This window comes from Sphingomonas sp. Leaf28, from assembly GCF_001421685.1.
Lineage (GTDB): Bacteria > Pseudomonadota > Alphaproteobacteria > Sphingomonadales > Sphingomonadaceae > Sphingomonas > Sphingomonas aurantiaca.
This window is the reverse complement of record NZ_LMKX01000013.1, coordinates 1-22,507: the sequence shown is the minus strand read 5'-3', so window position 1 is coordinate 22,507 and position 22,507 is coordinate 1. Positions and strand designations below refer to the sequence as shown.

At 60.3% G+C, this 22,507-nt stretch carries 20 protein-coding genes; 14 read left to right on the top strand and 6 right to left on the bottom strand.

The genetic code is table 11. From position 1 onward, the window contains the following. The first annotated feature begins 101 nt into the window (after positions 1 to 101). On the top strand, positions 102 to 1,082 hold the full coding sequence (locus ASE79_RS19650; RefSeq protein ID WP_056420889.1) for a PAS domain-containing protein: 981 nt from the start codon (positions 102 to 104) through the stop codon (positions 1,080 to 1,082). Positions 1,083 to 1,334: 252 nt separating this feature from the next. Here ASE79_RS19650 and ASE79_RS19645 read toward each other — a convergent pair whose 3' ends face one another. Next, positions 1,335 to 1,736, bottom strand: coding sequence for a BLUF domain-containing protein (locus ASE79_RS19645; protein WP_056420887.1), 402 nt, complete (start codon positions 1,734 to 1,736; stop codon positions 1,335 to 1,337). Between the two features lie 409 nt (positions 1,737 to 2,145). Here ASE79_RS19645 and ASE79_RS19640 point away from each other — a divergent pair, with 409 nt between their 5' ends. The 7 genes from ASE79_RS19640 to ASE79_RS19620 all read left to right on the top strand — a co-directional run bounded on the left by ASE79_RS19640 (position 2,146) and on the right by ASE79_RS19620 (position 7,962). Continuing rightward, the gene (locus ASE79_RS19640) at positions 2,146 to 4,488 is read left to right on the top strand and encodes a PAS domain S-box protein (RefSeq protein ID WP_235517090.1); all 2,343 of its coding nucleotides are present in this window, start codon (positions 2,146 to 2,148) and stop codon (positions 4,486 to 4,488) included. Next, positions 4,485 to 4,724, top strand: coding sequence for a VOC family protein (locus tag ASE79_RS21830; protein WP_235517089.1), 240 nt, complete (start codon positions 4,485 to 4,487; stop codon positions 4,722 to 4,724). The genes ASE79_RS19640 and ASE79_RS21830 overlap by 4 nt, the downstream gene beginning before the upstream one ends. Further along, on the top strand, positions 4,673 to 4,885 hold the full coding sequence (locus ASE79_RS21825; protein WP_235517088.1) for a hypothetical protein: 213 nt from the start codon (positions 4,673 to 4,675) through the stop codon (positions 4,883 to 4,885). The genes ASE79_RS21830 and ASE79_RS21825 overlap by 52 nt, the downstream gene beginning before the upstream one ends. A gap of 189 nt (positions 4,886 to 5,074) precedes the next feature. Beyond that, positions 5,075 to 5,611: a GAF domain-containing protein gene (locus ASE79_RS19630; RefSeq protein WP_056420881.1), complete on the top strand. Its 537-nt coding sequence runs from the start codon at positions 5,075 to 5,077 to the stop codon at positions 5,609 to 5,611. Positions 5,612 to 6,182: 571 nt separating this feature from the next. Beyond that, positions 6,183 to 6,641, top strand: a complete 459-nt coding sequence (locus ASE79_RS19625; protein WP_056420877.1) for a GNAT family N-acetyltransferase — start codon at positions 6,183 to 6,185, stop codon at positions 6,639 to 6,641. Positions 6,642 to 7,191: 550 nt separating this feature from the next. Then, positions 7,192 to 7,344, top strand: a complete 153-nt coding sequence (locus tag ASE79_RS21345; protein WP_162237078.1) for a hypothetical protein — start codon at positions 7,192 to 7,194, stop codon at positions 7,342 to 7,344. A 9-nt stretch (positions 7,345 to 7,353) separates the two neighbouring features. Continuing rightward, complete coding sequence (locus ASE79_RS19620; protein WP_056420874.1) at positions 7,354 to 7,962, top strand: hypothetical protein; 609 nt, start codon at positions 7,354 to 7,356, stop codon at positions 7,960 to 7,962. Positions 7,963 to 8,470: 508 nt separating this feature from the next. Here the strand turns inward: ASE79_RS19620 and ASE79_RS19615 are convergent. Beyond that, positions 8,471 to 9,364, bottom strand: coding sequence for a LysR family transcriptional regulator (locus ASE79_RS19615; protein WP_056420873.1), 894 nt, complete (start codon positions 9,362 to 9,364; stop codon positions 8,471 to 8,473). Between the two features lie 97 nt (positions 9,365 to 9,461). Here ASE79_RS19615 and ASE79_RS19610 point away from each other — a divergent pair, with 97 nt between their 5' ends. Further along, on the top strand, positions 9,462 to 10,295 hold the full coding sequence (locus tag ASE79_RS19610; RefSeq protein WP_056420870.1) for an SDR family oxidoreductase: 834 nt from the start codon (positions 9,462 to 9,464) through the stop codon (positions 10,293 to 10,295). A gap of 560 nt (positions 10,296 to 10,855) precedes the next feature. On the opposite strand, the gene ASE79_RS19605 is transcribed toward ASE79_RS19610, so the two are convergent. Next, positions 10,856 to 11,824: a LysR family transcriptional regulator gene (locus ASE79_RS19605; RefSeq protein ID WP_056420869.1), complete on the bottom strand. Its 969-nt coding sequence runs from the start codon at positions 11,822 to 11,824 to the stop codon at positions 10,856 to 10,858. A 201-nt stretch (positions 11,825 to 12,025) separates the two neighbouring features. Here ASE79_RS19605 and ASE79_RS19600 point away from each other — a divergent pair, with 201 nt between their 5' ends. After that, the gene (locus ASE79_RS19600; protein ID WP_200910424.1) at positions 12,026 to 13,075 is read left to right on the top strand and encodes an alpha/beta fold hydrolase; all 1,050 of its coding nucleotides are present in this window, start codon (positions 12,026 to 12,028) and stop codon (positions 13,073 to 13,075) included. A 742-nt stretch (positions 13,076 to 13,817) separates the two neighbouring features. On the opposite strand, the gene ASE79_RS20595 is transcribed toward ASE79_RS19600, so the two are convergent. Beyond that, positions 13,818 to 14,288 carry a GFA family protein gene (locus ASE79_RS20595; RefSeq protein ID WP_082445478.1) on the bottom strand — a complete coding sequence of 157 codons (471 nt, stop codon included), beginning with the start codon at positions 14,286 to 14,288 and terminating at the stop codon, positions 13,818 to 13,820. A gap of 209 nt (positions 14,289 to 14,497) precedes the next feature. On the opposite strand from ASE79_RS20595, the gene ASE79_RS19595 reads away from it, so the two are divergent. Further along, the gene (locus ASE79_RS19595) at positions 14,498 to 15,556 is read left to right on the top strand and encodes an alpha/beta fold hydrolase (protein ID WP_082445477.1); all 1,059 of its coding nucleotides are present in this window, start codon (positions 14,498 to 14,500) and stop codon (positions 15,554 to 15,556) included. 450 nt (positions 15,557 to 16,006) lie between these two features. Here the strand turns inward: ASE79_RS19595 and ASE79_RS19590 are convergent, their stop codons facing one another. Next, entirely contained in the window at positions 16,007 to 17,719 is a 1,713-nt protein-coding gene (locus ASE79_RS19590) for a restriction endonuclease (protein WP_056420862.1), read from the bottom strand. 503 nt (positions 17,720 to 18,222) lie between these two features. Here ASE79_RS19590 and ASE79_RS19585 point away from each other — a divergent pair. The 3 genes from ASE79_RS19585 (at position 18,223) to ASE79_RS19575 (ending at position 21,322) form a co-directional block, all read left to right on the top strand. After that, entirely contained in the window at positions 18,223 to 18,429 is a 207-nt protein-coding gene (locus ASE79_RS19585) for a TOBE domain-containing protein (protein ID WP_056420994.1), read from the top strand. A gap of 1 nt (position 18,430) precedes the next feature. After that, positions 18,431 to 18,802 (top strand): winged helix-turn-helix domain-containing protein, encoded by a 372-nt coding sequence (locus ASE79_RS19580; protein WP_056420858.1) that lies wholly within the window; start codon positions 18,431 to 18,433, stop codon positions 18,800 to 18,802. Positions 18,803 to 18,919: 117 nt separating this feature from the next. Next, positions 18,920 to 21,322: a TonB-dependent receptor gene (locus ASE79_RS19575; protein WP_056420853.1), complete on the top strand. Its 2,403-nt coding sequence runs from the start codon at positions 18,920 to 18,922 to the stop codon at positions 21,320 to 21,322. A 575-nt stretch (positions 21,323 to 21,897) separates the two neighbouring features. Here ASE79_RS19575 and ASE79_RS22085 read toward each other — a convergent pair. Beyond that, on the bottom strand, positions 21,898 to 22,502 hold a 605-nt coding region (locus ASE79_RS22085; RefSeq protein ID WP_416354526.1), incomplete at its 3' end, for an IS110 family transposase. Positions 22,503 to 22,507 lie beyond the last annotated feature (5 nt).

The window sequence follows — 22,507 nt, the reverse complement described above, 5'->3', positions numbered from 1 at the left end:
ATTGGCGCGAACTATCGGATTACGTTAGAAGAAGTCGTTCGCCGAGATGGACGGATGCGGCGGTCAGCTTGACCACACGGGGCTCTTGTCGGGTTCATGGTTTGAAAAACGAAGCACTCATTGTCGCGCCACACGCTGTCAGCGGTCTTTCGTCCGTCGCGCTCGCATCGGTCCTCGATCAGAGCGTGGATTGCGTGAAGCTGATCGGTCTCGACGGCAACATCCGGTACATGAACGGCAACGGCATTTGCGCGATGGAGATCGACGATTTTTGCGCCGTCGAAGGTCAGCCATGGGCAGATCTGTGGCCGGACGAAGCGCGACAGGCGATAATCGGATCGTATCCGCAGGCAGCGACCGGGCAAACCGTACGGTTCAGGGCATTTTGCCCGACCGCAAAGGGATCGCCCAGGTGGTGGGACGTAACTGTCTCACCGGTGACGGACAATGCCGGCGACCACGCCGGCTACCTCTCTGTGTCTCGCGATATCACCGAGACGGAGACCGCGCGCGAGGCACTCGAGATCGCGGCAGCTGAGATGAAACATCGGTTGAAGAATACCTATTCCATGATCGGCAGCCTGTTGATCGGGTTCGCCAAGGGCAATGCGGACAACGAAGCCTTCGCGCACGAGATGGCCGAGCGAATGGGTGCGCTCAGTACCGCGCAGGCGCTATTTGTTTCTGATGAGGTGCCGCTGGAGTTGGATCGCCTCATACCCGCACTTGTGACGCCATTCGATCAACCGGCGTGTCCTGTGACGATCGAGCGGCTTTCCTCATCCATCGTCGACCAGGGCCAAGCGAACGCCATTGCGTTGGTAATAGGCGAACTGGCGGTAAACAGCGCCAAGCACGGCGCCTTGCATCATGGCGGGAATGTGCATGTGAGCGCAGTTGAAGAGCTCGAAAGCTTGACGATCCTATGGGTCGAGCGTTCTAACCAGCCGGTCCTAGCGCGTGATCGGACCGGCGGACAGGGCTTGCGATTGATGGAACGGATCGTGCGCGCCCGTCGCGGGATCATTGCCTACGACTGGGATGACAGCGGCTTGTCGGTCAGGCTGACCTTCCGGCGCTGACGAGCGAAGTCTTAAGGTCGTGGAAGGGACCTGTTTCAGTCGCCGCGCGGACGTCTGGTGGGCCGAGAACACGTCACGATCCTAGGCATCAAACCTCCCGCAGCGCCTTGGACAATGCGTCAATCGAGTTCGGCCTGTGCTGTAGTCCGAAACCAAGTTTTCCTGCGGAACCTGCGTCCCGGTCGGGATGAACAATCAGGAAGGCACACGGCACTAAGAACTTGTTTTCAGAGGCGCGGTACCGATCGCTGATCACCCAAGATCGTCGGCGACGATGGCGATCTCGTACAGCTTCCTTGCTGAGGCGCTTTGTTCGTTCTGTGCAAAGCCGATCAGAAAAGCTGTGGCCTCGATGCCCTCCGGGGTTTCGCGTGGAAGCGTCATCGACCAGTTCCCGAACATTGGCTGCTTTATTTCGCGGTCGCAAATGATCTCGATATCCGTGTGGCGCTCATCGGCGTTAATCCGGTCCATAGTTTCGATAATTGCTGCTCGATCACCCTCGAGAACTTGTGCGAAGTTATTCTTGTCGAACCACAACACCCCGGTGATGCCGGCGCAGGCGTTGCGAACGGCTGAGGTTTTCACAATCGCGTCAAGATCGCTACGATCGGTCCCGATCAACGATTTGCTGATATAGATTAGTCGGTGCATCTAATCGTAACCGTCTGGTTTGGATCGCGTTCCCAGGCCAAGGCAATCGGGGTACCATATTGATCAGGGACGCCTGCGGCGTCCCAATCTGGCGTCTCCATACGCAGTAGCATCGGCCTGCTCAGCAGTAGGGGTTTGCCTAAAGCTTTTCGCCGACTTGCCGGATCGTAGGCACAGCCTGTAGGTTTGACCTGCTAGCGCCGGCGCCATCCACTGGATCGACATGATTTCTGACGTGTTTCGTACCCCCGCCTCCCTCCCAGCAGGGCTGCAGTTTCTTGCGGGGGGCGGCGAAGCCAGTCGTCTCATCGTTGATCGCGACTGGTCGAACCACCCTCTGGGTCCTCCCGAGGGCTGGCCCGACATTCTGAAGTCGACCCTAAGTACAGTGCTCAACTCACCAGAATCTATGATTCTGGCCTGGGGTCGCGAAGAGCTGACCTTCTTTTTCAACGAAACCTATTTCCCGCTTCTCGGGCCTAGGCTTCCGTGGTCGATGGGGGCGCCTTTCAGGGATGTGTGGGCGGACGCCTGGACGCAGGCTAAGCCGATCATCGACGATGCCTTCGAGGGCAAGAGCCAACGCTTTACGGACCTGCCATGGAAGCTCGCGACCGACCGAGGGCCCGCGGATACGTGGTTTACCTTCTCCTATTCACGCATCCTTGATGCAGAGGGCGAGGTCGCCGGCCTCTTCATCCTCACCAACGAAACGACTGATCGTGTCCTTGGCGATGCTGCCCTACGCCAAAGTGAAGAACGCCTTCGCCTCGTTATCGAAGGCGCCAAGGATCATGTGATCGTGACCGTTGATACTGGCGGTATCATTACCTCCTGGTCAGCCGGTGCGACTGCCGTGCTTGGCTGGTCTGGCGACGAAGCCGTTGGACAATCAATCTCAATGATCTTCACCGATGAGGATCGTGCTAGCGGTGCCGATGTTCGCGAGCTTGCTGGCGCCGCGCGGGACGGCTCCGCTACCGATGAACGCTGGCATATAAAGAAAAATGGCCATCCTGTTTTCCTAAGCGGATCGATGCATCCACTCATCGCGGACGTTCAGGGCCATGACCAGGGCTTCATCAAAATCGCTCGTGATGAGACAGAGCGCCAGAAGGCCCGGCAGGATCTTGAGCGGTGGAACGCCACCCTGGAACAACAGGTCGCCGAACGGACAGCTGATCGAAACCGGCTCTGGCAGCTTTCGTCCGATTTGATGCTGGTAGCGAGCTTCGACGGCGACATCGAAGCCGTAAATCCTGCATGGACGCGTATTCTCGGATGGTCGGAAGCCGAGTTGATCGGTGTCTCGCTATTTTCCCTCATTCATCCAGAGGATCTCGATCACACGATCACCGGCGCCTCCGGCATCGCGAGCGGGCAGACCTATGCCCGGTTCGAGAACCGCTACCGACACAAGAATGGCAGCTATCGTGATATCGTCTGGGCCGCTGGGCCGGGGGATGAAAAGATTATCGCGGTAGGCCGCGACTCCACCGAAGAACGCGCTGCCGCAAAAGCGCTTACGGTCGCCGAGGACCAGCTTCGGCAAGCACAAAAAATGGAAGCGGTTGGCCAGCTCACCGGTGGGCTGGCGCACGATTTCAACAATCTGCTGACCGGTATGATGGGCAATCTGGAATTGCTCCAGCTACGCCTTGCACGGGGCAGGCTCGACGACGCGGAACGTTTCATCCTCGCGGCGCAAGGGGCCGGCCGACGTGCGGCATCGCTCACCCAGAGGCTGCTTGCCTTCTCCCGCCGTCAGACGCTCGATCCCAAGGCCACTGACGTAAACCGTTTGATCGTCGGTATGGAGGATCTGCTGCGCCGAACGGTCGGCCCTACAAACAACATCGAGGTTATCGGAGCCGCTGGTTTGTGGACCGCCATGATCGACGCCACGCAGCTCGAAAGCGCCATACTGAACCTGTGCATCAACGCCCGTGATGCGATGCCGGATGGAGGCCGGCTGACGATCGAAACTGGCAACAAATGGCTTGATGACCATGCTGCGCGCGAGCGGGACCTTCCCGCTGGCCAGTACCTCTCGATCTGCGTGACCGACACGGGGACAGGTATGACACCCGAGACGATCGAAAGGGCGTTCGAGCCTTTCTACACGACAAAGCCGATCGGCCAGGGAACCGGCCTTGGTCTGTCGATGATCTATGGCTTTGCCCGTCAGTCGAACGGACAGGTCCGCATCTACTCAGAGGTGGGCGAAGGAACGACGATCTGTGTCTATCTGCCACGCTACATGGGGGAGGCCCTACTTCCCGAAGAGGAAGAGGCTCTGGCGGCAGCGGCATCCGCAAGCGGCGAAACCATTCTGGTCGTCGATGATGAAGCAAGCATCCGCCATCTCATCGACGAGGTCCTCGACGAGATCGGTTACACGGTCATAGGTGCCGCGGACGGCGCGTCCGGGATCAAGGTTCTTCAGTCCGGTGCCAAGATAGAGCTGCTGATTACCGATGTCGGCTTGCCGAACGGTATGAACGGACGACAGGTCGCCGACGCGGCACGGACCCTGCGACCGGGGCTGAAAGTGCTCTTCATCACAGGATACGCAGAGAATGCCGCGGTCGGTAATGGTCATCTCGAACCTGGCATGGAGCTGTTGACGAAGCCGTTCACCATGCAGGCGTTGGCATTGAAGGTGGCGGACATGATGAAGACCACCACCCAGAGGTCGGATCGTACATCAACCGCTTCACCCCGACGCAGCGACCGAGAGGGCAGTCGATGAAAGTGAAGGCGATCGATCACGTCGTGTTCAACGTGCGCGACGTGGATGCTTCAGCGGAGTGGTACGAGAAGGCGCTCGACATGGAGCGGCATGTTTCATCCTCGGATGACGGTCCAATTCGCATGAGCATGATATTTGGCCCCAACAAGATCAACCTTCGCCCGATATCCGCCTCGCAGGAGGCGTGGTTTACCGCGCGTACGCCGACCTCGGCAGCGATGATCTTTGCTTCCTGACCGATACGCCCCCCGCCGAAGTCGCTGGCCACTTCCGCAACCTCGGCATTGCGATCGAAACCGGCCCCGGCATCAAAAAGGGCGCGCGGGGGCCGATATGTTCGGTCTATGTGCGTGATCCCGACGACAACCTTATAAAGGTCTCGTCGTACCAACTATGACGGGACCGTCAGTTAACATATCGCTAAATAACCAATATGGCCAATAACAACCGTCTATAAAGCATGTTTGGCGTTAGCTCTACCCTGTAATTACGCTATAGTTATGCATTTACGTTTCTAGTACATGATAATTTCCTTGCACGTGCTTTATGAAACCATTCTATATCTGTGCGACGGTAATGTGTGGAGATGGATGTGTACGGGGCACACGTCGGTTCATGGTTGGACGTTTTTTCTAATGAGAAGAAGCGACAGCTTGCCGTAGATCAGAGCGGAGCGTTAGCAATGCGCGGCAGCGAGGAGCTTGAGCGCATTGTGGACGTCGTTCGCGATTACTATCGGACGCAGTATGCGGCGATCTCAATCATCGACAAACGCATGCAAACTTTGTTGGCGGAACGTGGACTGGGTGTCACCGAAACCCCGCGAAACACGGCCTTCTGCGCCGTCACGGTTCGGCAGGGCGGGCAGATGCTGGTCATCCCCGATGCGCGCAGCGATCCGCGTTTCGAAGAGTTCGACAGTGTTATAAATGATCCATTCGTCCGCTTCTATGCTGGCGCGCCTATTACTGATCCCGCGGGACTGGCGCTTGGCGCGATATGCGTTGCGGACAGTGAGCCGCTGGCGGGGGACTTTGATCAGTCCCTTCTTGTCATAATGGCTCGCGAAGTCGAACGCGAACTTGCCAGCCGAATGAAGGCGGTAGTTACTCCATTAACGTAAGACCTCAGACGGTATCGGCGAGCCGTTCGGTTACGTCGTTCGACGGCCACCAGCACTCTATGGCCTGTAGCACCTGATAGTCGGACGCGGCAGGCGGGATCGACCCAAACCCGGACATTCGCGCCCCCTCCCCCGCTCCCCAACTTCAGACATTCGTTCATCTCCGCGCTGAATGCCCTTGGCGCATGATCGGCCGTCATGGATGTCGTGAAGGGGAAGGAAAGCGGACCGGCCGCTTTGGGCATCTAGGCAACGATCGTTCGCAACTAACCCCCGACCTGCCCAGCCAGCCGCCATACCGACAATTAGCGCCAGCAAAATGATGAGCACGATACGGCGGTCATCTCGGCAAGCTGCCGGGTAGATGGAGAATGGTCAATGTCCGCTGTGGGGAAGGAAAGCGGACCGTCCGCTATTGGGAAGTCAAACGGCGTTAGCGGACGTCCCTGACGCCGCCGCCCTTTCACAAAAGGGATTGATTCCGAGAAGGTCTGGACCGCTCGCTTGCAGTCGGACGAGAGCCGCTGCATCGTCCGCGCCAGATCGGCAAATCTCGCGTGAGGCGACAGTAATGGAAACGCGAGCAGCTTTGACAGATGATGCTGAGGGAATGGCGCAGGTGCTTCGGGAAATCATCGAACATACCGGCCACCAGCGGCCGAGCGACGCTGAATTTGTCATCGGCCGCTATATTGCTGATCCGACAAGCATACGCTGTACCGTCGCCGTTGATAAATCGGGGCGCATTGCCGGATTTCAGTCTTTAAAGAAGGCTACTGCCGGCAACCCGTATGACACGCCGGAAGGATGGGGCATCATTGGAACCCATATCAGCCCAAGGGTGCATCGGCAGGGTGTTGGAAAGCTCTTGTTTTTAGCGACTACGAAAGCCGCCCGCCAAGCAGGTCTAGATAAGATCGACGCCTACATCGGCGCGGACAATCCGTCGGGTTTGAACTATTATGAAGCAATGGGTTTTCGCACCTACCGAACGCCCGATGGGATCGTGCAAAAGGTCTGGGACCTGTAGTCTAATCGATCCTGCCGCTTGCCGTGGGCCGTTCCCATTTCCCGATCGAATTTCGGGAGCGTCCGGATTGAGGAAGTAAGCGTCCATTAACAGCTTGCTGCGAACATCCGATCAGGGGCTTTGAGTACAGAATATGCAGATCAGAACCTCTCGTTGGCCGTTTTTGCCTCTAGCCATCGTTTTGGCAACACCCGGCCTATTCTTCCCTTGCCTCGCCTTTGTGGCCGTGATTCGCGGTTGGGGGATTTCTATGGTCGGTGCCCTTTTAGTCGTCGCCGCTGCTTTTTGTGCTCTATGGCTGAGCACGGTTATTCCACTCTTTCGTCCGCGCACGCTTACTTTCTCGACTAAGGGGGTTCGTTTCAGAGGAATATTGGTCGACCGGCATTGGACGTGGGATCAATTTGACCGCGCTTCGGGTAGCATGAAGGTGATACTTCACGTTCGCTCGCAACGATCCGCAGAAGCTAAGCGAATGTTCATTGGCCCATTCTGGCCTGGCGGGAGCGACGAGATCATGAAGCTTGCGAACCTGTGGCGTTCATAACTCATGAATATCGACATCACCACTGTCCGCTATTGGGGACTTCTACTGATTCCGGTCTTCCCAAATATGAACGGCCAGCGAGCCGGAACGGCGTTCTCGGAATCGATGCCCAAGCGGGAATCACTGCTTGGCAGCGGTCGCCGCATCCGGCGATAGGATGCTGTCATGATCGTTGTCGTCGAAGGTATCAGTGCGAGCGGTAAAAGCACCTGGTGCGCCCGGCATGGCGGTTCGCATGTCGTTCCAGAGAACGGCAGAATTGCCGGAGCGCCCGATCGCGTCGCCAATTCAACAGGCGCAGCTGCATTTTGGGCGGAGCGCAACGTCGATCGATGGCAGGCGGCCTTGGCCGTGGAGCGTGCGACGGGCCATGCCCTGTGCGACACCGACCCTCTCAAGCTGCATTATGTCTGGTGCCTATGGCGGATCGCTGAGGCGTCCGAACGCCACTGGTCGCTCGAACTGGCCGCAACCCGCCAAACGATTGCCGATGGCCGGATCGGGTTCGCTGACCGCTATCTCGTCGCAGATACCGATGTGGAGACGGCACGACGACAGGCGATGACCGACGCTAGCCGGCGCAGGCGCAATTTTGATCTTCATGCGCGGCTGCGTCCCGCACTACTCGAATGGTACACGGTGCTCGACGTGGTACTGCCCGGCCGCGTCCAGTTCGGTCTGCCGGCGAATCTGCCTGTCGGGAGGGCGGCCGGACAACGCCATGACCTTGCAGCCTTCGATGCGATGGTCGCACGCCTGCCGCAGTCAAAATAATCCGCGTTGCTGTGTGTTGAGTCGGCTTTCTCGATTGGGAACGTGGAGCGGGACAGCAGTCCGGGCGATCGCGCCGAGATCCGTCCGCGGCACCCCGTCTCCCAAAATCTGTTCCCGATTGCTCATTCGCGAAATGGCCTGTCGGAGATGGAAAAATGAGAACGATCGCGCTTAACGAATGGCCGTTATCGGGAGCCTGGATCGTCAGCCCGAACGTCCGGGTGTGCGCGGAACTGCCCGGCAGCGTGGGCCGATAGGATCCATTAGCCGCCATTCAGCACTCCCCTGCTCTACCCAATTGCGGACGTTCATTCACGTCAGATCATCGAGGTCGGAGGGACAACTGGCGAAGCTTAAAACGGCAATAAGTGGGACTTTACGGCTATTCCATCAGGCGGATCGTACGGCAGCTTCTGATGATTATGTCCAAATCGCGCCGCTAAACGAGTGTCACTGGCCGCTAGCCGCCTACCCCCCGCTGTTCCGTCAAAAGCCAGCGGCACCCGGATCAGAAAATGAAGGCCTTTATCATGTCGATGAATGCGCGAAGACCAGCCGGAATATGCCGGTTGCCCGGATAATAGAGGCACAGACCAGGGATCGCGGGGGACCAATCCTCCAGCACGATCGCCAACTTTTTGCTGTCCAGCCCCGCACGTGCAACGTGTTCGGGGACAAACGCGATGCCGAGGCCGTCGATCGCCGCCTCCACCATCAGGCCGCTGTGATCGAGCGTCAGCACCCCCGGCACGTCGATTGTAATCTCCTGGGCATGTCTGGCGAACTCCCAGCGATAGAGCTTACCGCTCGGTAATCGCTGCCGGATGCAGCGGTGCTGACGAAGATCGTCAGGGTGGACCGGAGGCGAGTTCGCCGCGAGATAGGCAGGCGACGCTACCGCGACAAAGCGCATGTCGCCACCAATGCGCACTGCGATCATGTCCTGCGGCACTGATTCTCCGAGCCGTATGCCCGCATCGAACTTTTGCTCAACGATATCGATCAAGCGCCCTTCGCTTACCAAATCGATCGACATCTGCGGGTAGCGCGCGAGAAAGAGCGGAACAACCGTTCCAAGCAGCAGGCGGGCCGCGGTCTCGTTGCCATTGATGCGGAGCGTACCGCTCGGCTGACCGCTGTCGTCAGACACGCCATCCAGCGCCTCGTCGAGGTCCCGAAGAACCGGCGCAAGGCGTTTCAACAGACGCTCCCCCGCTTCGGTCGGCGCGACGCTGCGAGTCGTACGATGAAGCAGCCGCACACCTAGGGTACCCTCGAGCGTGCGCATTAAGTGGCTGAGCGATGATCGCGACACGCCCAGCGCATCGGCAGCGCGGCGAAAACTGCGATGCTCGGCGATGCTGGCGAAGGCCGTAAGGTCGGCCAGGTTTGGCTTGGGCATTGGTGCAGATCTTTCACTAGGGCATGCCGATTGGCCTCGCTACTCGGATCAATCACGCTGGCCTATCTCTGCCCGCAGTTGCTCAGGAGTTACTTAGATGCAGAGGACATGGTTCATTACAGGCGCTTCGGCCGGTCTTGGCCGTTTAATGACGGAAAAATTGCTCGAGCGGGGCGACCGTGTGGTCGGCACGTTGCGCCGCGCCGGGGCGCTTAACGATCTCGTGGAGCGCTACGGCGATCATCTGCGGATCGTGACACTCGACGTGACCGACACCGCTGCGGTGCGGGCTACGATCGAAGGCGCGTTCCGTGCGATGGGACGGATCGACGTCATCGTCAGCAATGCCGGTTATGGCTTGTTTGGAGCAGCAGAGGAGGTCAGCGACGCCCAGATCGATCGACAAATTGCCACCAATCTTACCGGATCGATCCAAGTTATCCGCGCAAGCCTGCCCCACCTGCGCGACCAGGGCGGGGGCCGCATTATGCAGGTTTCGTCGGAAGGTGGACAGATCGCCTATCCCAATTTCAGCGTCTATCACGCAACGAAATGGGGTATCGAGGGCTTTGTCGAAGCGGTGGCCCAAGAAGTGACTCCGTTCGGGATCGACTTCATCCTGGTCGAACCGGGCCCCACTGCTACGAGCTTCGCCAGCACGATGGATGATGCCGTGCCAATGCAGATTTACGACGATACGCCCGCTGGCGCCGTTCGGCGCGGCGTTTTTGACGGCAGCTTCGCGATCAAGGGCGACGCCGCGAAATGCGCCGATGCCATGATCGCCGCCGCCGATGCCGAACGGCCAGCACTCCGGCTTGCGTTGGGCAGCACCGCTTACGCTTCGATTACCACCGCTCTGGCGGATCGGCTTCAGAAGATCGAGCAGCAGCGCGAGGTGGCGATGTCTGCCGATCGAAGCGGGGACTGAGTTCGCAGACCCGGAACCGTCGATCTCGAAGGGGGTGAGATGGCTTCCGGGAATGCCACCCTAAGATCTACGGCCCAATTTCCTTGCGCGTCGCTGCCCGGCGGCTCGATATACGGGGAACGGCGAATTTCGGCTGGAGCGACGATTCACATGTCTGTCGGTCAATGGCTTGGGGTGGTCGACTTCTAGCGTAGCCGTGGCGGGTGCTAGAACCCAAACCCGGACGCTTGCCCGCCCTTCCCCGCTACCCAACTTCGGACGCCAGTTCATCTCCGCGCTGACTAAGCTTGGGAATTCGTTGCTGCCGCCCAGCACCTCCGCAAAATGGCCAAGCTGATCCCAATGCCGACGCAGATGGCACCCGCCTGAGGCATCGCCTGGGCCCAACTGTTCGAAACCATGGGCTTGCCCGATGCCGACCCCGGCTTTTGCGACAGACTCGGGCGAAAACTGAAGGGTCGGACGGCACGCCAACGCCAGTACCAATTGCCAGGACATCTAGGGGCGTTAGCACTCAGACACAGCCTGCGCAGGAGCGATCATGTCGTCCTCGCATATCCTTATCCCGCCATAACGCCTTGTGCCAGGTCATGAACGGTGGGTTTGGCTTGGCCACTTCCATTCAACGAAGGGACAGAACAGCCTTTCAAGAACGCGACGAAGGCCCGCAACGCCGCTGATTGATGACGGCGGCTCGGGAAATAGAGGAAAACCGGTTCCATCGGGGAAGACCATGAGGGAAGCACACGCTCCAGCTTGCCGGCACCGACGAGGCTGGACACGTACGCCGCCGGCGCGTTGACGATCCCGAGCCCTCTGACGGTGAGGTCGATTTGAGACGCGAGGTCGTGGACGATCGTTGGCGCAGGCGGGGCGATCTGCACGCTATCGCCGCCCGACTCCAGGTTCCACGGCAGGACAAGGCCCGTGATCTGACTGCGGCACATCACCGCGCGGTGGTCGAGCAGATCGCCGGGAACACGCGGTTTCGGTCGATCGCGAAGATACTCGGGCGACGCGACGAGAACCGCTTCCGACCTGGGCGCGACCTGGACGGCGACCATGTCCTTCTCGATGCAATTCCCATAGCGCAGCCCCGCATCATAGCCCTGCTTGACGATGTCGATCAGACGCGCCTCGACGGCGATCTCGAGTTCGACGTCGGGATAGCTGTTCTGGAAGTCCACCAGCGCCCCGGCAATCAGCAGATCGAAGGGCGCGCGCGGCATCGTGAGGCGCAAGGGACCCGCAGGCCGTCCCGCGCGACCCGATGCTTCCTCTGCGGCCTGACGCAGTTGCGACAGGGCGGGCGCGGCGGCGAGCAGATAGTCGTTGCCGACATCCGTCAGACTCAGGCTGCGGGTCGATCGGCGAAACAGCGAGGTACCGAGCCGTTCCTCGAGGCTACCGATCGATTGGCTGACCGCGGAGGGCGAGATGCCGAGACGCCGCGCGGCCTCGGAAAAGCTGCCGGCTTCCGCTGCCGCCACGAACACGGCCACGCCGTCGACGATGTCCTTCTGCCGCATCCCGCACCTGTAAGTTTCGCTTGAAGCCTCATCCGCGATTATCAGGATAATGAAGTGAAAGCGATTCCCGTATGATGCGGCATGACCTTGATCCCGAACACCGCCGCCACCCCGCTCCACTCCCCAGCGTCCGCTGATGCGCCACCGATTAGTCGGCGCTCCATTCTCGCGGGAATGGGCGCGGCCTCTATGTTGAGCGCCGTGTCGGTTCCGGGCACCGCCTGGGGAACGCCCGCCCCGGTGCCGACGCTGGCGTCGCGCACGTTCCGTACACCCCGTCATACGACGCACTATCTCGAGTCCGGGCCGGCGAACGGACCGCTGATGATGTTTCTCCACGGATGGCCGGAACTCAGCCTGATCTGGCGCGCCCAGATGGCGGCGTTCGCTGCCGAAGGCTGGCACTGCGTCGCGCCCGACATGCGCGGATATGGCGGCTCGTCTGCGCCCGCTGCCAACCACGCCTATACACTGGAAGCGATCGTGGCGGACATGGCGGAGTTGCATGACCATCTCGGCGGCAAGCCCGCGATCTGGGTCGGTCACGACTGGGGCAGCGTCGTCGCTGGCGAGCTGGTCGCGCATCAGCCTGACCGTAGCCGCGGCTTGGTGCTGATTTCCGTACCCTATTTCCCCACCACCAACGCTCTGCCGACCCTCGTCCCGCTGGTCGATCGGACGATCTATCCGACCGACACATACCCCGACGGCCAGTGGGACTATTATCGCTACTACACGAAGCATTTCGACTCCGCCGTCGCCGACCTCGATGCGGACAAGACTGCCTCGCTGGCATCGATCTACCGGCGCGGCGATCCCGCCAGCATCGGCAAGCCGACGCCGAATGCCATGGTCACGCAAAAGGGCGGGCGGTTCGGGACTGCGCACCGTGCCCCGCCGACCAAGCCCGATCCTGCACTCTGGCCGACAGCCGATTTCGAGATGCTCGTGAAGACGTATGAGGCGCACGGCTTTCGCGCGCCCTGTGCGTGGTACATGAACGACGCTGCGAACGTGGCCTATGCACGCCGGTCACCCAATGCGGGTCGCATCTCGAAACCGGTGCTGTTCGTCAACGGCAATTGGGACGCGATCAATACCATCCACGGCAACCGCTCGGGCGACCCGATGCGCGCCGCCTGCGCCGACCTTAGCGTGACCAGTCTGAAAGGCGCGCACTGGCTCCCGGTCGAGAGCAAAGTCGAACTTGCCCAGGCAATCCGTACCTGGCTTCAAGACAAGAAGCTCTGATGTCGGTAGGCCGCTGATCATTCGCCCGGCCGATGGTACCGAGAGCTGTCTGTGGCACCAGCTTTCCCGTAATCTGTTCCCAATTGCTCTTTCCCGAACTGGCCAATCGGAGACGGAGAAACGCAAGAGATCGCGCTTAGAGAATGGCCGTTTTGCCGCTGGCCCCTGTCGAAAGCACGCGATAGTCGCCAATCGGGATTGGCGACGGGTTTTCCGGCGATCGAGATGTTGCCATCGGAAAACACCTGTTTGTCGTGCAGTCGTGATTCAACTGGGGTTTTACATATCGGACCGCTGAACGGCGATAATTGGGAGGGAAACGGAAGCACCGCTCTTGGGCTCTTTATGTTGTTCGCCATTAATTATTGCGCGTTTTTAACCGTTTGGCGGATGGTATCAGCACTTCCTTAAGCGTAAACGCCGATATCGCGGCCATGCTAAGGTATCCAACCGTCCCGTCGGCCGGATCAGTCGCCACCGATCCCCCCGCGCTGTCCATATCTGACGCGTATCGTGAACGAGCCACCTCCGCGACACGGTTGGCCTGCGACTGTATTATGCTCGCCTGCGTTACGTCGCCGGGGCTCTCGGCGGAGCTGATTGACCGAGCGATCGTCCACTACCGCAATGCCGCACGTGCGATCGCAGCAATCGCACATGACCGAACGACTTAGTGTCCGGTAAGGGAAGGAAAGCGGACCGTCCGCTTTAGGGACCGGATCCGAGGAAAGCGGACCCCCGCTTATCTCTTTGGCGGCCAATCTGCGGTATCAAAATCAGGGTGCTGGAATGATATAATTCCGGCCAAGTGCGCGGCGGCTCGCGGCTCATCTATTGGGTGTTCCGGAAGATTTGCCAACGCCTCAAAGTCCGCGATGCGCTCAGGAGAAGCAAGCTGCTCGCACAGCTTGACTAAGTTCGGTTTATCCATGGCACCGAGCGCGAAACTGATGTTCCCCTCACCGTACTCGAAGGTGAGGGGCGTGCCACAATCCCGGCAAAATCCACGACGCACCTTATTTGAACTCTGAAAATAACCGGGCCGGCCACGGGTCCAGCTCACTGCACTGAAGGGAGCTCCGACGTAGGGTCCGAACAGTCCGCCAGTTGCCTTCTGGCACATTCGACAATGGCAGATGGAGGCTTCTTCGAGTTCGCCCTCAACCCGGAACCGCACCGCTCCGCACTGACATCCGCCGGTACTGATCATCATGGCTTGATGATTTCATATTAGCTAAACATTCGCAACGGTGCAGCAGCGGAACGGCCGAGATGGGCAGGAAAGCGGAATGTCCGCTTACGGGAACGGCGATGGCGATAGCCGACATAGCGTGGCACCGCCTTTGGCAAAAACGATGGTGTTTCCGGGATGCCGATCGGGTCGTATCATGGCGACCATAATAGAATAGGAGAGGAGCCATCATGACTAGTAAAGGACGCGCGCACATCTTCGTTTCTGCAAGTTTATACCTGATTCTTTCCGGGCCGGTACACGCACACGCCGATGCTTCCCCAGCGGCTTTAATACAAGCGGAGCAGGTGCGTATCAAATCCGAACCGGGGGTCATGCTTGCTGGCGAATTGCATGTCCCGCGTTCTGGCGAGACGCGCAAGCCTGCGGTGTTGCTGCTAGGCGGAGGCGGCGCTTCACCTCACGGCATTTATCCGCTGTTGGAAGCAAGGCTACATGCGAAGGGGATAGTGACGCTCAGCTTCGACAAACGAGGTGTAGGGCAATCTACGGGTACATTCGATGATGCTATGGAACCCGCGCAACGCGATGCCCGTGCGGCGCTTGCCTATCTGCGATCGCGCGGTGACCTCATCGACAAAGATCGCATTGCGATATTGGGGTTGAGCCAAGGGGCAGTGATCGGGCCGGCGCTTGCTGTCGAGAACCCGCCTATTGCCGCTGTTGTCGCGCTGGCCGCCCCGGCGGGAGAGCGCGGGGTGATGTTCCTCGATGCGATGCGGCTAAAACTGGCGACTTCTGGGATGGAATCGAAGGCTGTCGAGGACGTCGTCGGTGCTACGCGCTTCTATCTCAATGCACTTACGACAACTGCGTCCCGTGAAACTATCGCTGGTGGTCGTATGTCGTTGGTCCAGTCGTTTGTCGCCGGTGGATGGAAGCGGGATCAGGCCGAAGGTGCGGTGAAAACATTGGCCGATCCGGCAACGTCATCCCTATACACCGTTGCCGCCAGTCAGATTCTTTCGCAGGTTCGTGCCCCAGTTCTGGCGATTTATGCGGCAGACGACACGGTCGTATCCAGCGCGCTTAGCATACCGGAGGCGAGGCGCGCCTTGAGCAAGAACAACGATGCTACGATCGTCGAGATGCCCAACGTCGAACACGGTTTCAAACCGCTTGTTTTAACGGCATCCGGAAAGAGGGACTATCAAGGATGGCCTATATCTGATCCTGCCACTCTTGATCTAATAAACGATTGGCTCCCCCAACGCCTTCTCAAACAGTAAAGGCGAAATAGATACGTACTCGGCAACATGCCTCGCGCACGCATGATAGTCCGACAATAGTCGTGTTTCTAAATGCCATGTGAGCTTACCGAAAAGGAAGGTAGAACGGGAAAACGGAGATTGATGTTGTTGCCACAACCGCTGAACGAGCCATTTTCTCGAAATCTGTTCCCGATTTAGTTTTCCGAAATTGCCTACCAGGCACGGGAAAACGGGAATTGCCTTGGCGGCTAGCATTGGGCGAACAGTCCCCTGCCCTACGGCGGTCGGCCAGACCCACAAGACGACACTCAAGCCGCATTTTTCGTCTCCCAGCTACGGCCGTTCGTTCATCGGCTGAAGCAGGACCCACGTTGCTTCACAGCTGGTTTGTGAAGGACCGCCGTTGAAGTGTTCAAGCATGGTGCTGGTGTGATCTGTCGTCCTTCGCTGCACCCATCGGCGGCTACCTCATTGAAACCGCGCGGCGCGTGCGCCGGCAACGTCGATGCTGGCCTGATAGCCGTGCTTCTCAAGCAGGTGCAGCACGTTAGCGCCGTTAAGCAGTGCCAGCGGCTTGTCGCTGGCGAAGCGGTAGGCATCGGGGCCATAATCGGAGGTGGTGACCAAGATGCCGCGCGACGCGCCCTCGTTCATCACCGTGCCGTAGAGGTCGCGGACCGCGGCGACGCCAACCGTGCGGGTGTAGCGCTTGGCCTGGATGACGATCTTGCCGCCGCTGATCGGGTCGGGGTCGAAGGCGATGGCGTCGACGCCGCCGTCGCTGGAGGACTGGGTGACCTTCACCTCGCCGCCGCGGCTCAGAAATTCCTTCTCGAACAGCTCGCGGACGAGGTGCTCGAAGTCATCCCACGATATGGAGGCGAGATTGGTTCCCTGGTTGAGGGTGGAGCCGACCTCGCGGGCTTCGATGAAGCGGCGGTCCTCGCGGTCCATCTCAATGACAGGTGGGACGGGCGCGAGCGCGGAGAGGCTGGCGGCAGAGACGCCCTTAAGCGCCTTGAAGCACGCCTTGGGATCGACGCGGGCGAGGTCGATGCGGCAGAAATCGTCGCGCTTGGCGAGGACCGACAGGATGCATGATCGCCGCTGGAGCCCGGTGGCCGGATCCACGGACTCGACCATGCCGTTGAAAAGAACCGCATCGACATTGCCGTCGACGTCGGCCTCGAACAGCTCGTGGATGGTTCTGAGACATATCTGGTGGCAGGCGCTGTCGAAGTTGGCCTTGCGGTCGCGCTCGGCGATCTTCGTCTCGACCAGCTCGCCGGTGGCCTTCACGAATTTAACCGACTTCGTTTGCGGCAGCCGGTCTGGGGCGGGAAGGTCGTAGGCCAGCAGCAGCAGGCGGTCGTCCGACCGATATTGAACCTCGTAGGACTTCTCGAACAGGCCACCGTAGTCCGAGTTCTCCAACACCAGCGATGCGTGTTCGATGACAGCATCGGGATCGCGGTCGGCGACCGCGTCGCGCAGCGCGTCGACCTTGGAGTGGGAAGCGGCCTGCGCGGATAGGTGCTCGGCCTTGGCGCCGTGGTGCTCGGCCCAGAAAGCGGCCTCCCGCGCTTCCCAGTTCGTCATCGCGACCGCGTGCAGCGCCTCGCGCTCCGTTTCCGACCGCCGCCACTCCTCGCCGGCGCGGGCGTTGCGCGTCTCGGCCTGCTCCTCGAGATGGCGGCGCTTGCCGAGCAACCGATCAACCAAGCCGATCTGCAACGCCTCGTAGGCGGGTTCCGGGCGGGGTACTGTGGTAGGCTGCGGTTCCGGGAAGCGGGACGGCATCGGGTATTCGCTGCGGTCCTTCAGCGTCTCCCAGTCAATGGCGTCATCGATGGTCAGCGTGTGAGCGAGGATGCGGCTTATGCGTTCCTGGTCGCGGATGGCATCGGCGGTCATGTCGTCGGCCGCGCCCTTGCCGGTCTGGAAAAGCCTTTTCGTCTCGAACGCGACCAGCTTCTCGTCCCAGTCGGCTAACAGGGCGTCAACTTTGCTCTGGAGAATGAACAGCTCCGGCGCACCAAGCTCGCGGTGCAGGTTCATCGTCTTGTGCCGAATGTCGATATAGTAGCGCAGGATCCGGTCGCCGCGAGCGCTAAACTTGGCGCTGAGATTGCCGATTTCGAGCTTATCTAGGTTCGGCGAATGCAATGTGATGTCGGTCATTTCGGCAGTTCCCCTCGGCGTCTCCGCGCTGTCCTTGAGAGTCGAGCACGACGCGCGGTCGGCGGCAAGTCGGCTCGCAATTAATGAGCGGAAAGGCCGTTCATTTCGGTCGGCCCCCACGCTACGCTGCCCCTAAGTTACCTCGGTGCTTGCCGTGCTGCTCACCGTGAGTCAGCCTCACAGCAGACTGACAATGCGTTGCCTGATGATCGATCGGCCAGCCGCATCTGCAGTTGGTCGAGCAGGTGGTGGTCGGCAGCACGCCACCGGTCCATCACCTTTCCCGAGAGCATCGACGAGGCGGTCTGGCCTTTTGGCAGCTACTCACCTGGCCCCCTCCCGCAGTGAGACCCAGAAGCGGACGCTCATGCCCTTTCCCTGGCTTCCCAACATCGGACGCTCGTTCATCCTCGCGATATGAACGCACCTTGGCGATCAATGACGGTAGCGGGTACAGGACTGACAACGCGTCGTGGTCGACGCACCTGCATGAGGGACAACCGATGAAGATTAGCGCTCGCAACCAGATCTCCGGCACCATCGTCGGTATCACGCCCGGCGCCGTCAACGGATCAATCAAGGTCGACATTGGCAGCGGGACGATCGTCACGGCCAACATTACCGAAGAGGCAATCAAGGAGCTCGGGCTCGCGGAAGGCGAGACGGTCACGGTTATCGTCAAGGCCAGTGACGTGATGATCGGCAAGTAAGATGAAACTCGGCCAGCTTTGGCTGAAGGTACAGATCGCCTGCGGCGACACGCCAGCCATTGGTCCGGGTAAGGTGGATCTGCTCGAGGCGATCGTCGCCCATGAATCAATCACTGCTGCGGGCCACGCTCTAGGCATGAGCTATCGCCGCGCCTGGGTGCTTGTGGACGAGATGAACCGGTGCTTCGATCCGCCGCTCGTCGAAACTCTTCGCGGCGGTGGGCGGGAGCGTGGTGCGCGGGTGACGCCAACCGGTGCCGAGGTCATTGCCGCCTATCGCGAGATGGAGCAGCACGCCGCTGCGATCAATGAGCAGCCGGCCTATGCACGCCTGCGTTCTTTCCTGCGGCCGCAGCCGCTCCCACCCGCCTGAACAACTTTACGCCACGGAGCTCAAATTCTTAAACCGCTCTATATACGAGCGAATACAGCCTCGATATACGCCCGGACATAATGAGCGGGCAAGCCCCGCGCGAAGGGGGTTTCATCGATGTCCAAGCGTATCACAGTTTTGCTCTGTGCTGCCGCAATGCCTGTCTCCGTCACGCCAGCGCTTGCGCAGTCGGCGACGGCGCCGATCGATACAGCCCAAGGCAAACCTGTTGAGAGCGCGACCGTCGACGGCTTGCCTGACGTCATCGTCACCGCGCGTCGCCGGACTGAAAACGCCCAAACGGTGCCCGCGTCGCTGTCCGTGGTGGGCGGCGACCTCATCGATCAGAGCTATACGTTCAACACGCAGAGCCTGACGACGCTTATCCCGAGCCTCAATTACAGCTCCGCCAATCCCCGCAACACCGCGTTCACGATCCGCGGCCTAGGTTCGAGTGTGGTCGCGGTTAGCCAGGCGAACGACGGGCTGGAGCCAGGCGTCGGCTTCTATGTTGATCAGGTCTATCATGCGCGGCCGGCAACTGCAGCGTTCGACTTCGCTGACATCGAGCAGGTCGAGGAGCTGCGTGGGCCACAAGGCACGCTGTTCGGCAAGAACACGACGGCCGGCGCGCTGAACATCACGACGCGCGCACCGACTTTCACACAGGAAGGCTTTGCCGAACTGTCCTATGGCGAGCTCAATTTCGTGCAGGCGAAAGGATGGGTCTCCGGCCCTATCACCGATACCATCGCCTATCGCATCTCGGGCGTATCGACGCGGCGCGATGGGGTTATCGACAACATTCGCACCGGTCGCGATACCAACACGCTTGGCACGCAGGCGGTACGCGGCCAGTTGCTGTTCAAGCCCGACGACACGATCCAGATGCGGGTGATTGCCGATTTCGCCAACTTTCAGGCCTATTGCTGCGGGCAGGTCTATCTGCGCGCCGGGCAAAGTCTCCGCGCTGCCAACCGCCAGTTCGGTGGGCCGGCCGGACTTGCCGCCCAATTCGGCTATGCACCGGCCAGCACCAATCCGTATGATCGCGTCACCGACATCGATGGGCCGCTCGGCGTCGATACGAACGAGGGCGGCGTTAGCGCGATCACCGATTGGAACCTGGGCTTTGCGACGTTGACCTCGGTCAGCGCGTGGCGGTTCTGGAACTGGGATGCGGAAAATGACCGCGACTATACCGGTATCCCCGTCCAGCTATCGCAGCACATTCCCTCGCGACAGGACCAGTATAGCCAGGAACTGCGTCTGGCCTCGAATGGCTCCGGGCCGATCTCCTATGTCGCGGGCCTGTATGGTTTCCGACAGAGGCTCGTCGGACGCCCGATCAGCATCTATGGGCCGGCCGCGGCGCGCTATCTAATCGGCACGACGACGGGCGCAAACGCTACGCCGGTGCCATCCAACCTGCTTGACGGTTACGGGCAGGACGGCCGTACAGACTTCCGAAGCCTCAGTTACGCCGCGTTCGGCGAGGTCAACTGGCGGATCGTGCCGACCGTCACCGCCACGCTCGGCCTGCGCTATACGCAGGAAGAAAAGGACGGCTATTACAACACCACCGTCTCCGGCGGTCCCGCGACGACCAACGCCGCGCTCGTTACCGCGCGGTTCGGCGTACTCCGACCGCAAAGCTACGAGGCGCACGATAGCGACGGCAGCCTGTCGGGGCGCGGCAACATCGCGTGGCAGGCGACCGAGAACACGATGGCCTATGCGAGCTATGCGCGTGGCTTCAAGTCGGGCGGGATCAACATGTCCGGCCTCCCGCTCGACAACGCCAATCGTCCGGTGTTGGCGACCGCCGTGGTACGACCGGAACGCAACGAGACCTATGAGATCGGCATCAAGAACACGCTGTTCGACCGCCGCCTAATCTTCAACATCGACGGCTTCTACACCAAGGTTCACGACTTCCAGGCTACCGTTGTCGAAAATTCGCTGACCCAGACGGTGCAGCTGCGCGGCTATCTTTCGAACATTTCCGAGGTGACCGTAAAGGGGATCGAGGCTGATATCTCCGCGATCCTCCTGCCGGGGCTGAGCGCGCGCACCAGCTTCGCCTATTCGGACGGGAAATATAGCGATTATCCCGCCGGCCCTTGTCCGCTTGAGGTGCAAACGGCGGCCACGACGCAGTGCAGCCTCACCGGTCGCCGGCTCGCCTCGCTGCCGCGCTTCGCGCTCACGGCTGGACTAGATTACATACGACCGGTCGGGAACGGTGAGGCGTTCGTCCATGTCGATACCGCATCGCGCAGCGGCTTTAACGGTGATCCGAGCCTGTCACGCTTCACCTACATCCGCGGGTATAATCTCACCAACGCCAACATTGGCTACCGCTTTGCCGATGGCCTTGAGGTGATCATTTGGGCGCGCAATCTGCTCGACGCCGATTACATTCAGAACCTGACGATCCAAGCGGGCAACTCTGGCCTCATTCTCGGCTCCCCGAGCGATCCGCGCACGATCGGGGGAACGGTTCGCTTTCGGATATAATCGTTCTCCCGGTTTCCGATTGCTTTTTCTGAATTGCCAGTCGGGGATAAAAAGCTGGAACACCCCCTATTAATGAATGACTGCTTTTGGGCTCTCAACAAGCCAAGCTGAGCGTCGGACATTGGGCGATCACCCCCTGCCGTACGGCTTCCGGCCAGACCCATGTGTGGACGGCCCTCCGTTGGCAAGCTTGAACAGTAGCGTTGCAATGCTGGTTGGTGCGGCCATGTGTCCGACCTGTTAGTGCGGCTCATAGCGCCGCTGGCCATAATGCCATTCGCGCGGTTCGGGTCCCGATCACAAACACGCACTCGAGGTGCTTGGGTCTTTGTGGGTTTTCCCGATCCGGCGGTTCAACCGGCTTGATGCATTAGCTCCTATCCGCCCTTCCCAACCTCGTCCGGTGCGGTCGCCCGCACCGTATCCTGTTACGCGATCTGCGGCTCGCGATAGCGCTCGCCGCTGGCCATCATCGCCCAGATCATGCGGGCGTTCTTGTTAGCGAGCGCGACCGCGGCGACCTTGGTCTTCCGCCTGGCAAGCAGTTGCACAAGCCAGGGCCGCTTAGCCCCGTNGCCGCGGGTGATTTCGTGGCGATCCTTGATCTCGGCGACATCATCGCCCAGATCATGCGGGCGTTCTTGTTAGCGAGCGCGACCGCGGCGACCTTGGTCTTCCGCCTGGCAAGCAGTTGCACAAGCCAGGGCCGCTTAGCCCCGTGCCGCTCGGCATAGCGCACGACTGCCATAGCGCCGACGATCAGCATCTGACGCAGATATTGGTGGCCCGCCTTCGTGATGCTGCCCAGCCGCTCCTTTCCGCCGCTCGAGTTCTGCCGCGGCACCAAGCCTATCCAGGCAGCCAGGTTGCGGCCCGAGCAGAAGATCGCGGGGTCAGGAACCGTGGCGACGATGGCGCTGGCGAGCAGCGGGCCCACACCGGGTATCTCCATCAGTCGGCGACCAAGCTCGGTCTCGCGTGCGCTCGCCAGGATGCGACGATCGTTCTCGAGGATCTGCTCCTTTACGATGCGCAACTGGGCTGCCAGCATCTCCAGGCAGAACCGCGCATCGGCCGGTACGCGTTCATCGGTAGGATCAGCGATCACGTCGAGGAGCTGCTCGATGCCGTTTCTGCCAATCGGCGCTGCAATCCCGAATTCGGCCAAGTGCGCCCGCATCGCGT